We start from the raw sequence: 11667 nt of genomic DNA, 5'->3' as shown, positions 1-11667 counted from the left end.
CGGATCACGCACTGCTGCTCAGCACGGGGGCCCCTCTCGTTGCTGTGATCGCCGCATGGCCCACTCCGGGAGGTTCTGCGGGCGACCGCTGGGAGATGCCGGCCCGGGGGCTGTTTCGGCGGCAGGGGAGGCCGGGTCACCATTCGGCCTAACTTCAGTGACCGGCGGGAGGGTCGTGCTGTTGGGGGGGCAATGCCGCATTCCCTGCGGCGGGTCCGTTTTCCAAGGAGATCTCGATGTCGCGTTTCGCAAAGTCAGTAGCCGTAACCCTCGCCGCTGGTGCGGTCGTGGCCGGCGGCGCCGGCATGGCCGCCGCCGACGCCAATGCCCAGGGCGCTGCCGTGGGCTCTCCCGGCGTGCTGTCCGGCAACCTCGTCCAGCTGCCCATTCACATTCCGATCAACATCTGCGGCAACACCGTCAACGCCGTCGGCGCTCTCAACCCGGCCTTCGGCAACACCTGCATCAACGGCGGCGGCTTCAAGGACGGTTACCACAAGGCCGGCCACAACGGCGGGTACTGACAATCACGGTCGTGACGTTCTGCTGAGAGCAGGGTCCGGCCGCAGATCCGCCAGCTTCAAAAACCAGTAGCAGGGCAACCGCTGAACAAACCGGCCTCCCCTCACCCTCCAGGGGAGGCCGGGCGGCAGTGCGATCGTCACAGACATCCGCCGTGGTGTCGTCTGGCTGCGCGCCGCCGGCCGCGACGAGTGGCCGGCGGCGGACCCGAAGCGGCTGAGGGTGACGTGGACACGCGTCCAGTTGATCGCGGCGGGCGACCTGTGAACCCCGCTGTTCGCTCGTCTCAGTGTTGTTCTTCGTGGTGATATAGACCCCGTCGGCCCGTGCCTCCTTCGCCATGGGTCGACGGATTGACGGTGCCGACGGCTCCTTCTCCCGCGTCGGCAGCCTCGACAACGTCGGCGACGAAGAACTCGCCCGGCTGCACCCTGACCGAGACGAAGACGAACAGCCGGCCCGGCCCTGCTCCCGGTGCGGAAGAAATCTCCTACTGCACTGGCACGGGCCGCTGATGACCGGCGTCTGGATGGATACTCTGCCCGGCCCTCGTACGGCCGTCTCGACGACGACGGCTCGGGTACAGCCCGGAACGTATCGACCCGGGCAACACCCGTTGGCATCTGGAGAACACCCCCAAGGTCGTCTCCGGCATCAACGACGACTCCCTCGAAGCGATCACGGAGTTCTACGACCGGATTGTGACCCGGACCGTGCCGGTCTCCTCCCCACGCACCGCCGAGTTGACCAAGCTGCTGGAGAACACCTTCCGGCAGGTGAACATCGCGCTCGTCAACGAGCTCGCCATGTGCGCCCGGCCCCTCGGTGTCGACATCTGGGAGGCGGTGGACGCGGCCGCCACCAAGCCCTTCGGCTACATGCCCTTCACCCCGGGGCCCGGGGTGGGCGGTCATTGCCTGCCGGTGGATCCCTCGTATTGAGCCGAAACTGGTGGGTTGCCTACTGAATCGTGTAGCGGACGTGCCGGGCGTGGAAGTAGCCGGAGACGATGTGGGGTTGGTGCTGTCGGCGGTGCAGGAAGCGTCGTGTCTCGCGGGCGAGATCGTCGGTCGAGGTGGTGCGGGCGGCGTGGACGTGGTGTTTCAGGTCGGCGTTCAGCAGCTCGTCGGGGTTGAGTTCGGGGCTGTAACCCGGCATGAGGTGCAGTTCGATCCGGTCGGTGTTCGCCGCGAGCCACCGTTTGACGGCCTTGCTGCGGTGTACGGGGTGCCGGTCGACGATGACGTGGACCTTGCGCCGGGCCTGCGTGGCGAGGCGGTCGAGGAAGGCACAGAACACCTTCGCGGTGAACTTCTCCGGGAAGACGGTGAACCACAGGGCGCCCCGTGAGGCGACCGCCGACATGATGTTGACCTTGAAGCGGCGGCCGTTGACCCGCACCAGCGGGGTGTGTCCGGCCGGGGCCCAGGAGCGTCCGGGCGGGGCGGTGTCCGAGCGCAGTCCGCACTGGTCGGCCCAGACCAGCTCGGCCTTCTCCTTCCGGGTCCGCGCGGCGATCGCCGGGTACTCGTCCTCCAGCCAGGCCCGTACCTGTTCGTCCTGCTGCCGGTAGGAACGGCGTGCGGGACGCTGTGGCGTGAAGCCGTGCCGGCGCAGCCACTTGCCCACCCCCTGTTCCGTCATCGAGACCCCGCATACCAGCCGGATCAAGACCCGGACCGAGGCGCGGGTCCACATCACCCCGCTCTGCCCCAGATCGGCCGGGGTGTAGTCACGCATCGCCTGCAACACCGCACCGCGAGCGGAGTCGTCGATCAACTCGCCCCTGCCCGCCCTGGATTCACGCTCGGGTGCCAGCAACGCCTGCCTGCCGCCGGACTTGAACGCCCGCCACCAGGTGCCCACCGACCGCTCGGCAACACCGAACACCTCCGCGGCCTGGCCGTACGTCGCCACCCGCCCCGACTCCAACGCGGCCACCACCCGCAGCCGCAGATCCTCCTGCGCCCCAGGCGACAGCCGCCGCATGTCCCCACCCTCGATCACACCCGACCAACGACCAGGCAACCAATCAGTTTCGGCTCAATATCTCTCCTGGCAGGTACGGCAGAAGCTCCAGCATGACGTGCGCTTCGTCTCCCTCGCCCACGAGATCAACGAACACATGCCGGAGTACGTGGTGCGGCGCGTCGAAGGCGGCCTGGCCGGAATCGGACGGCCGCTGGCCGACGCACGGGTGCTGGTGTTGGGGCTCGCGTACAAGAAGAACACTGGGGACGTACGGGAGTCTCCCGCCGTCAGCGTCGCCGAACTGCTGATGGCGCGCGGCGCGCGGGTCCGGGCCGTGGAGCCGCACGCCGATCCACAGTTGCTGCCGCCCGGGGTGCTGTGCGTCGATCTGACCGAGGCGGAGATCGCGGCCACGGACGCGGTCGTAGTCCTGACCGACCACGACGACCTCGACTACGGTCTGGTGGAGCGCCATGCGACGTATGTCTTCGACGCCCGCAACCGCTGCCGGGGAGACCGGATCGACCGCCTGTAACCGGCGGCGGCATGAGAGGTCCGGCAGGCGTAGACCAGCAAAGAGCTGCATTTCGTCAACGCCTGTGCTTTCTCGATGATGACGGGCAGTGGCGGAGTCTCCGCCTTCCTCGCTTCGGCGAACTCATCGGCGAGCTTGTCGGGGCTCTCAGGACCGCCACGTCGGGCCGCCGCGGTGTACTGGCGGGTCCTGACGGTGCCGTTGTCGTAGACGGCGACGGCAGGGATGCCCTCGGGCCGTCGGTGGGGGTGACGTGACGTCACCGTGGCAGAACGCCGCCGGTCGCCCTCACGGAATGCGGCGGGACCCTGCCCGAGCAGCAGGCCGTGTTCATCGAGCGGACCGCAGAGCAGACCCTCAGGGTCGCGGCCTGCTTGGCCGCCTCCGAGTGCTCCGAGACCATCACGGAAGACTTGCTGTCGGCCGCCTTCACCCTCGTACGCCGTTCTGTGCAGGACACCGTCCGGATCACCAAGGGAGCCGACGCGCCGAAGGTGAAGCGTCAGCCGCTCAGCCTCACGGACAAGGTCCGCGCCCGTATCGAGATGCACGGCGGTCGGGCCACGTCGTCTCAGGTCCTCCCGTACGTGGGAGCAAGCGCGAGTGAGGTCAAGGCACTTTCCGAAATCGTCGTGACTGTCGAACGGTCGGGGAAGACTGGCCGCCCGGCCACCGTGTTCACTGTCCGCGATGACCATTCCCGTCACGCAGCGCCAGCCGTGGACCCGAGGCCGGCCGAGCGGACAGGAACGGAAGGCAACGGGGCCAAGGTCGTCCAGATGGATGCTCACCGACCGGAGCCGAACAACGCCCCCGCGCCGGTGAAACGGTCGCCCGTTCCTGCCCTTGCCGACAACCCGTTCCGCGCGCTCCTCTAACCAACAAAGCCAAGTGCCCCGGTTCCGGATCTCTCCGGCCGGGGCACTGCGCGTCCGTGGCTTAGTTCTAGAGAGTAGGGAACTCGTCGGCCTTGATGCCTGCGATGAAGCCCGTGAACGATGCGGCGGGGAAGGACAGAACGGGGCCCTCTGGGTCCTTGCTGTCACGGATCATGAACTCACCCGCGACCGATGCGTGCTGTGGTACCCATTCCAGGCAGTTGCCGCCGTTGTCGCTGTAGGAGGACTTTGCCCAGCGGGAAGATTCGTCGGTGGTCACGGGATGCCCTTTCGTACCTCTTCGATCATGGCCACGGATGCCGCTTGCGAGAGCGCTTCGGCCTGTAGTTGATGGTAGGTCGTCAACATGGGCAGTACGAACGTGGTGTCACGGTCTAGGTGCCCCTGCGTCTGGGACTCGGCATACGCAACCATTGACCGGTCGGACAACGTCAGCAAGTTGACGGGCAGGTTGAAGCCCCTCCGCTCGCCCATGCTGAAAGGTGCCACCTGCAAGACGGTGTTGGGGAGCGCAGCGAACTCAACCAAACGTTGAAGCTGAGCCCCCATGACCCCGGCCCCGCCGATCGGTCTACGGATACAGCTCTCGTCCATAACTACGAACACCAGCGGGGGACGTTGCCGCTCCAGAGCCTCTTGCCGCTCGGCGACGAGTGAGACCCGCTCGCTTGCCTGATCGGGCGTGATTGCCCCCCGCCGTACGGCGCTGTCGGCCAAGACCTGTGCGTAAGCCGGTGTCTGGATGAGGTTCCCCCGGTGTGCGGGAGGTGCTGATCAGCTGGTCAGGATGGGTTGACGTGGTTTCAGGTTCGCTTGTTCGGTCGTCGCCTGGTTGGCGTAGTGCTTCTCCTCGAACTCGATGGGACTGAGGTAGCCGAGGCGTTTCTGGATGCGTCGGCTGTTGTAGAAGCCGTCGATGTACTCGAACAGCGCGAGGTTGGCCTCGGCCCGGGTGACGAAGACGCGTCCGCGCACGCACTCGGTCTTGATCAGCATCCACAGATTCTCCGCGAGGGCGTTGTCGTAGCTGTCGCCCACGGACCCCATCGACCCCTCAATACCCGCACGTACCAGCCGTGTTGTGAGCTTGATGGACGTGTATTGACAGCCGTGGTCGGCGTGATGGATCAAGGTGCCGGGCACGGGCTCGCGGCTGGCCAGGGCGTACTCGAGGCAGGACAGGACCAGGTCGGCGTCCGCGCGGGCGGAGGTCTCCCAGGCCACCACCCGGCGGGAGAAGGCGTCGCGGATCGCGGAGAGCCACAGCGGTCCCTCACCCGTGGGGATCATGGTGAGGTCGGTGACCCACAGCCGGTTCGGCACGGGAGCGGTGAAGTCCCGCTGCACCAGGTCCGGGGCGAGCGTGGCCGTCGGGTCGCGGCGGGTGAAGCCCTTGCCCGTGCGGCGTGGGCTGAGGCCCGCCAGATCGGCCTCGCGCATCAATCGCTCGACCCGCTTGCGGCCGATGGCCACGCCCTCGCGCTTGAGCACGGCATGCACGCGGGGCGAGCCGTAGATCCCGCCGGAGTCGGCATGGATCTCCTCGATCTTGGTCGTCAACTCCGCGTCACGGCGGCGGCGTTCACACGGCTCCTTCTCCTGCCGGCGCCAGCGGTAGTAGGTGGACGAGGGGACGTGCAGTTCCCGGAGTACGGGCTCGACACCGAGGTCACTGCGTTCGCTGAGGAACGTCAGTACCTGCGCCGGGTCGTGTCGAGTTCCTGGGCGAAAAAAGCCGAGGCCGTGCGCAGGATCTCGTTCGCCCGGCGCAGTTCCTTCACCTCCCGCCGCAGCTGGCCCAGCTCGTCCTTCTCCTCGGTGGTCAGCCGGTCGTCGCGCTCGCCGCGGTCGGCCTCGGCCTGGCGGATCCAGCCGCGCAGTGCCTCCGGGTGGACCCCCAGCTCAATGGCCAGGCGCTTGATCTGGGGCTTCGGCTCGGCGGTGCGATACATCCGCACCGCACGCTCACGCAACTCCAGCGGATATTTCCTCGGAGCGGCCATGGTCAGAGTTCCTCTCATGAGAACCATCTGACCCGCTGTCATCGCCCTCCGCATCTCGGGGGAACCTCAGGAGCAAGCCAGGAATGATCCCGATTTCGTACAGCCGGAGTTCTACCGCCCGGCCCTCGTGCCCTACGTACTCCGGGAACCCCTCCAGCAAGCTGCCGGAACGGATCTCGCGCCACTGGTGTTCGAACGTGTCCGCTGTCCCTTCGAGACCAAATGCGTGGTCAGCACTGCGCGAAAATCGGGCAGTTGGCATCTTGCGGCCAGTTTCGACCGCTGAGATATGGGTGCTGCTGTACCCCATCTGCGTGGACAGGTCTTCCTGTTTCCAGCCGCGCGCTTCTCGCAAGCTGCGCAGACGCGCCCCGAACGCTGCTCTGGGGCCGCCCTCAGGGTTCAACTCCTTGCGGTTCAACGGGGGATCACCAACTCTCCGTTCTCATCTGACACGTTGAATAGTTCCCGACTGTAGGCCACCGTGAATCGCCCTGGTAGTGGTACCGCTACGGAGAGGAGCGGACGTTGTCCCGAAAGTGCACTCCCCTCAAGCTCCCTATCCCTCGCCCCCGCAGTGACGTGGACGAGCTGGCTGTGTTCATTGAGGCTGGCCCGTTCTGGCGACTGACCCCGGAGTGCGCGCGCCGAACCGGCTACGCAGAAGCAACTAGGCCAGTGGGTAAGAGTGTTGATTCGGTCCACTCCGGAGGCTGGGCAAGTGAGTGACACCACGGGCGTACCGGCGCTGCGCCTGCCCACCCTTGAACCTGTGCCCCTGGACGGCTGCGACGTGTGCGGAGCGCTGAACCGGCAGCGGGCGGCAGCGCACGCGGCAGGGAGCCCCGCCACGGTCCGACAGTGCAACGAAGAGATCTCCACCCACCCCCACAGAAGGGCGGACCAAGCATGATCACGAAGACCCAAGCCGAAGAGGCCACGGAGTGGGCAGCGGGCACGGTCGGAGAGGACGTGATGACTGTGCACAAGCTCACTGGTCCGCTCAGCGATCCCCAACGGGCCAAGGAACTCAAGTCGGCCTGTGGCGCTGGCAAGGCCAGTGACGCGAAAGACATGTGGGCGCGCGCTGTGAACTGCCCCCGCTGCCTCTCCGCCCCGTGACGGCCGTGCCGGTTCAGCATCTCGACATCCGGCCCCAACCGCCGACCGCAGGCGACGGCAACCACTGGGGTCGGGGTAGGTGCTTGCTCTACTGCCGCCGACTGGACACCGATGTCATGTGGATTGGTCCGGCTCTCACGCCGCTCGGAGTCGCGCGGCTGTTCGCGTGTGAGCCGTGCATCAATGAACTGACCTACAAGGCCGAGCTACAGATCCGGGAGCGCGATTTCGCGTCCCGCCAATGACTCCCGTCCCTGCCGGACGTATCCGGATTGAGGCTCCCCACGCAATCCATTCGGAATCCTGGCAGGGACGGGGCTTCACCCGTTCGGCAGCCCGCGTGACGGTCGGCGGTCGAATGGTTCCAAAGACGCCCGACGACGAAAGGGAAACAGTGATCACCATCATTGAGGCCAACGGCGGCGACGGATTGCCCGGCGAGCCTGCGCCCGCACCGCCCCCACCCACTCCGGACGGTGGCCCCGGCGTTCCCATGCCGAAGGTTGCCTAGACAGTGAGCGCCGACGCACACCAGGAGCGTGCCAGCCTCACCGAGCTGGGGCGTGTCCTCATGGCTGGGGGGGTCCTCTCTTCGGATTGGGCCCCCTCGTTCGCTGCGGTTCCCCGTGCCTCGTTCCTGCCGGATCTCATCTGGCCGTTCAACATGCAGACGGGGCAGAGCATCCCCGTTTCGCGGTCGGCAGATCCGAAAGCCTGGTACGGGTACGCAGACGCAGACGTCCCCGTGGTCACGCAATGGGATGACGGGAAGCATTCCGGTACTGAACCGGGGGACGTGTCAACGTCTTCCGCTTCCATGCCGTCCGTCGTATTCCGGATGCTCAGCGACCTTGACGTAAAGCCTGGTAATCGCGTCCTGGAGATCGGAACAGGTACCGGGTGGAACGCCGCGCTGCTGGCCCATCGGTTGCGCAGTGAGAACGTCGTCACGGTGGAGGTCGATTCCGTCGTAGCGGCAGAAGCACGAACGGCGCTGAATCTCTTCGGGCTCGCTGTACGGGTCATCAACCGCGACGGACTCAAGGGCTACCCGGAAGGCGGGCCGTACGACCGGATCATCGCCACGTGCGGCTTCCGCCAACTCCCCTTCGCCTGGGTCGAACAGAGCCGACCAGGCGCGGTCATTGTGGCCCCATGGGGGACTCCTTACGGCAATGGTGACGCGGTGGCCCGGCTGGTGGTCGCGGACGGCGGGGAGAGCGCCACAGGGCCGTTCACGGGTCCGGTGGAGTTCATGAAGGCGCGTGCCCAGCGTCTCTCACCCGTGGTGCACTCCGAGTACGTCATCGGCGACGTGGCCGACCGTGAGAAGTCATCCACCACGATCACGGAGGACGACTTCCTGGGAGACCGGTTCAGCCCTCAACGGTTCGCCGTGGGGATCAAGGTCCGCGACTGCGTTCACGTCGTAGCCGACAAGCGCGACGGCAAACGGCCGGTGTGGTTCTACGGACTCACGGACCGCTCATGGGCGTGCGTGATGTTCCGTGACAAGGACGACGCGCAAGTGTGGCAATCCGGCCCACGCAAGCTGTGGGATGAAGTCGATTCGGCGTACCGCTGGTGGGCGGGGAAGGGCAAGCCCGGATACGAGCGCTTCGGGCTTACCGTCGCGGCGGAAGGGCAGAGCGCATGGGTAGATGACCCGGCTGAATCCTGGCAGGTCTGAGACCCGCCCGCAGCGCCACACAATCGCCACAGGGCACCCAGGAACGGACGGAAATGGAACCGACCACCCAGGGTTGCCACATCCGTGTGCCTCACACGAGAAGGCCCCCTGACCTGCTTATTCGCAGCTCAGGGGGCCTTCACAAACCAACCGACAGACGAGACAGCCTATACGCCGGGTTCTGTCGCCGGCGGGCCTCGCGGCCCGTCGGGAGACGGTCATCCATCTAGGGCCGGCGTTGCCACCGGCCTCGTGCGGTCTACCCGCGGACTCGGGCGGGCAGCCCTCGAACGTCCGCGCAAGGCCGTCTTGCGACGGCCTTTCCTGACCTTGCTCCGGGTGGGGTTTACCTAGCCGCCTGAGTCACCTCAGGCGCTGGTGGTCTCTTACACCACCGTTTCACCCTTACCCGGGACCGGAGTCCCGGGCGGTCTACTTTCTGTGGCACTGTCCCGCGGGTCACCCCGGGTGGGCGTTACCCACCACCCTGCCCTGTGGAGCCCGGACGTTCCTCGGCAGTACCCCGAGGGGTACTGACGCGACCGTCCAGCCGACTCGTCTGCCGTGCCGACCATGCTACCCGCCCGGGCCGGACCGCCCCGACGCGGCGAAGGGGCCCTACCGACAGCGCCCGAAGGTTCGGGGTTGATCTTGCCGCAGCGTCAGGGTTTCTACTGGCCTCATGCGAATCGGAGAGCTCGCCGCCCTTGCCGGGGTCACCACCCGAGCCGTGCGGCACTACCACCATCAGGGCCTGCTGCCCGAGCCCCCGCGGCTGGCCAACGGCTATCGCGAGTACGGCGTACGGGACGCCGTCGAGCTGGCGCGGATCAGGCGGCTGACCGAGCTGGGGCTCGGCCTCGACGAGGTGCGGGACGTCGTCGCCGACGACGCCGGGCGCGAACTGGTCGAAGTGGTGCGTGAGCTGGACGCGGACCTGGCCCGGCAGGAGGTGGAGATCCGGCGGCGGCGCGCACCCGGCGCCGTACACCGGGCCGCAGACCGCGATGCTCTACGCCCTCGTCTTCGTCTCCCTCGTCGAGGCGGTGATGCTGGCGCTGCTCGTCCCGTGGCCGCTGGTGCACCAGATCGTGCTGTTCATCGACGTGTACGGGGTGGTGCAGGTGCTCGCGTTCCAGGCCGCCTGCGTGACGCGGCCCCATGTGGTGGAGGCCGACGGGTCACTGCGCATCCGGTACGGCGTGCTGTGGGACGTGCGGGTGCCCGCCGCGGCGATCGAGTCCGTACGGGTCGACCGGCGTTTCACCAAGGTGGACGAGGACGGGGTACTGACGCTCGCCGTGGGCCAGCAGAGCTCCGTGACCGTGGAGCTGACTGGGCCGGTCGGGTACGTACGCCCGCTCGGGGCGCTCGGTGAGGCGCGGGCCGTACGGTTTCACGCCGACGACCCACGTGCCTTCGTCGCGGCCGTCACGCGGGGGCGAACAGCACCTTCGCCGATCCCGGGTCCGCCCTCGTGAGCCGGACCCGCATGCGTTCGCCCAGCGGGAGGTCGGTGCCGCCCTCGATGCGGCCGACGACCGCCGGGTCCTCCAACTGGACGGTTCCGATGGCTGGTTCGTTGTCCTTGACGTCCACCACGCTGGCGTCGAACAGTTCGCCCACGCGGTCCTTGAGCAGCGCTGCCTCGACGAGGTCCACGCATTCGCGCTCAATGGTGTTCGCGCGCCGGGTGCCGTCGGCCATCTCCTGCGGGAGCGCCGCGAGTGCCACGCGCATCCATTCGGGCGGATCCTCGCCCGCGACGGCGGCGACGCACAGCTCCCCGGCGTAGCGGTCGACGAGGCGGCGCAGCGGGGCCGTGCAGTGGGTGTAGGCGGCGGCGACCGCGGCGTGAACGGCGGGGTCGGGGACCCGGCCGTTCTCGAAGACGGTGTAGCCGGCGCCGCGCAGCAGCGTCGTGCACTCCTGGAGGAACGCGGCGTGCGCGGGCCTCGTCGGGTCGAGGGAGCGGATGACCTCGGCGTACGGGACGTGGTGCGGCCAGTCGATGCCCAGGGCCTTCGCGGTGCGGCGCAGCCGGGCCACGGCGCCGTCGGGGGCGGTCGGCAGGGCGCGCAGGATGCCGGTGCCCGCGGCCGTCATCAGGTCGGCGGCGGCCATGCCGGTGAGCAGGGAGATCTGGGCGTTCCAGCCGTCGGCGGGGAGCGGGGCGCGATATTCGAGGAAGTACGCGTTGTCGCGCTCGACGACCTCCTGCTCGGGCACATTCAGGGAGATCCCACCGCGCTCGCGCTCCAGCGCCTCGCGGAGCAGCCCGACATCCTTGAGCAGCGCCAGGGGCTCCTCGGCCGTCCCCGCGTCGATCTGCCGCTGGACGCCGGCGTAGTCGAGCTTGGCCCTGCTGCGTACGAGCGCACGGCGCACGTGGGTCGCCTCGGTGCGGCCGTCCGCGTCGAGGTCGATGCGCCACAGCAGGGCAGGGGTGACCTGCTGGGGCAGCAGGCTCGCGGCGCCCTCGGAGAGCAGCGGCGGGTGCAGCGGGACCTTCCCGTCGGGGAAGTAGAGGGTCATCACCCTGCGGTGCGCCTCGGCGTCGAGGGCGCCGCCCGGGGTGACGAAGGCGGCGACGTCGGCGATCGCGTAGTGCACCCGGAAGCCGCCGCCCTCGCGTCGGGCCAGGTGCATGGCCTGGTCGAGGTCGACGGAGGTGGGCGGGTCGATGGTGAACAGTGCGAGGTCGGTCGCGTCGTGGGCGGGCAGCCGCGGTGCCTTGGCGGCGGCCGCCGCTTCCGCGAGTACCTCGGGCGGGAAGTCGCGCGGCACGTCGAGCCGGGTGCGCAGCGCGCTCAGGGCGGCCCGCAGGGGGGCTTCGGCGGCACCGGTCAGGTGGATATGGCGGCGGGGCATGGTCCGAGCGTAGGGGGGAGCGGGGGGTGCGGCGCGGTGGCCTGGCCGGCCGGG

11 protein-coding genes, 1 other RNA gene and 4 pseudogenes are annotated in these 11667 nt (G+C 68.0%); 8 read left to right on the top strand and 8 right to left on the bottom strand.

Translation table 11 applies throughout. From position 1 onward, the window contains the following. The first annotated feature begins 236 nt into the window (after positions 1 to 236). Both ABCR94_RS33370 and ABCR94_RS33365 read left to right on the top strand, forming a co-directional pair. Positions 237 to 524, top strand: coding sequence for a chaplin (locus ABCR94_RS33370; protein ID WP_347124613.1), 288 nt, complete (start codon positions 237 to 239; stop codon positions 522 to 524). A gap of 573 nt (positions 525 to 1097) precedes the next feature. Continuing rightward, positions 1098 to 1460: pseudogene (locus tag ABCR94_RS33365) on the top strand (nucleotide sugar dehydrogenase); the annotation flags it as partial. Positions 1461 to 1482: 22 nt separating this feature from the next. Here ABCR94_RS33365 and ABCR94_RS33360 read toward each other — a convergent pair. Beyond that, positions 1483 to 2511, bottom strand: a complete 1029-nt coding sequence (locus ABCR94_RS33360; RefSeq protein ID WP_347122526.1) for an IS630 family transposase — start codon at positions 2509 to 2511, stop codon at positions 1483 to 1485. On the opposite strand from ABCR94_RS33360, the gene ABCR94_RS33355 reads away from it, so the two are divergent. Together ABCR94_RS33355 and ABCR94_RS33350 are read left to right on the top strand one after the other, a co-directional pair. After that, positions 2510 to 3028, top strand: a complete 519-nt coding sequence (locus ABCR94_RS33355) for a UDP binding domain-containing protein (protein WP_347124612.1) — start codon at positions 2510 to 2512, stop codon at positions 3026 to 3028. The genes ABCR94_RS33360 and ABCR94_RS33355 overlap by 2 nt on opposite strands. Before the next feature lie 326 nt (positions 3029 to 3354). Next, a complete protein-coding gene (locus ABCR94_RS33350) occupies positions 3355 to 3906 on the top strand; it encodes a hypothetical protein (protein WP_347124610.1) in 552 nt (183 codons plus the stop codon). Positions 3907 to 3973: 67 nt separating this feature from the next. Here the strand turns inward: ABCR94_RS33350 and ABCR94_RS33345 are convergent, their stop codons facing one another. The 5 genes and pseudogenes from ABCR94_RS33345 to ABCR94_RS33325 all read right to left on the bottom strand — a co-directional run. Beyond that, positions 3974 to 4186, bottom strand: coding sequence for a DUF397 domain-containing protein (locus ABCR94_RS33345; protein ID WP_347124608.1), 213 nt, complete (start codon positions 4184 to 4186; stop codon positions 3974 to 3976). After that, positions 4183 to 4674, bottom strand: a pseudogene (locus tag ABCR94_RS33340) (DUF5753 domain-containing protein); the annotation flags it as partial. The gene ABCR94_RS33345 and the pseudogene ABCR94_RS33340, both read right to left, overlap by 4 nt. Positions 4675 to 4701: 27 nt before the next feature. After that, complete coding sequence (locus ABCR94_RS33335; RefSeq protein ID WP_347118397.1) at positions 4702 to 5568, bottom strand: IS3 family transposase; 867 nt, start codon at positions 5566 to 5568, stop codon at positions 4702 to 4704. 50 nt (positions 5569 to 5618) lie between these two features. Further along, positions 5619 to 5948 (bottom strand): transposase, encoded by a 330-nt coding sequence (locus ABCR94_RS33330; protein WP_347116874.1) that lies wholly within the window; start codon positions 5946 to 5948, stop codon positions 5619 to 5621. Positions 5949 to 6000: 52 nt separating this feature from the next. Then, positions 6001 to 6351, bottom strand: a pseudogene (locus ABCR94_RS33325) (helix-turn-helix domain-containing protein); the annotation flags it as partial. Between the two features lie 488 nt (positions 6352 to 6839). On the opposite strand from ABCR94_RS33325, the gene ABCR94_RS33320 reads away from it, so the two are divergent. After that, positions 6840 to 7052: a hypothetical protein gene (locus ABCR94_RS33320; RefSeq protein WP_347124607.1), complete on the top strand. Its 213-nt coding sequence runs from the start codon at positions 6840 to 6842 to the stop codon at positions 7050 to 7052. Between the two features lie 571 nt (positions 7053 to 7623). Then, positions 7624 to 8742 (top strand): rRNA adenine N-6-methyltransferase family protein, encoded by a 1119-nt coding sequence (locus ABCR94_RS33315; protein WP_347124762.1) that lies wholly within the window; start codon positions 7624 to 7626, stop codon positions 8740 to 8742. A 154-nt stretch (positions 8743 to 8896) separates the two neighbouring features. On the opposite strand, the gene rnpB is transcribed toward ABCR94_RS33315, so the two are convergent. Next, an RNA gene (gene rnpB / locus ABCR94_RS33310) (RNase P RNA component class A) lies at positions 8897 to 9300 on the bottom strand. Positions 9301 to 9424: 124 nt separating this feature from the next. On the opposite strand from rnpB, the pseudogene ABCR94_RS33305 reads away from it, so the two are divergent. Together ABCR94_RS33305 and ABCR94_RS33300 are read left to right on the top strand one after the other, a co-directional pair. After that, positions 9425 to 9718 (top strand): annotated as a pseudogene (locus ABCR94_RS33305) (MerR family transcriptional regulator); the annotation flags it as partial. Beyond that, positions 9663 to 10223 carry a hypothetical protein gene (locus ABCR94_RS33300; protein ID WP_347124605.1) on the top strand — a complete coding sequence of 187 codons (561 nt, stop codon included), beginning with the start codon at positions 9663 to 9665 and terminating at the stop codon, positions 10221 to 10223. The pseudogene ABCR94_RS33305 and the gene ABCR94_RS33300, both read left to right, overlap by 56 nt. Here the strand turns inward: ABCR94_RS33300 and ABCR94_RS33295 are convergent. Further along, positions 10174 to 11613: an RNB domain-containing ribonuclease gene (locus tag ABCR94_RS33295; RefSeq protein ID WP_347124603.1), complete on the bottom strand. Its 1440-nt coding sequence runs from the start codon at positions 11611 to 11613 to the stop codon at positions 10174 to 10176. The two genes, ABCR94_RS33300 and ABCR94_RS33295, sit on opposite strands and share 50 nt — an antisense overlap. Between the last annotated feature and the right edge of the window lie 54 nt (positions 11614 to 11667).

Origin of the sequence: Streptomyces changchenzhani (assembly GCF_039766235.1) — a bacterium.
Taxonomy (GTDB): Bacteria; Actinomycetota; Actinomycetes; order Streptomycetales; family Streptomycetaceae; genus Streptomyces.
This window is presented reverse-complemented; position numbering and strand designations above follow the sequence as displayed.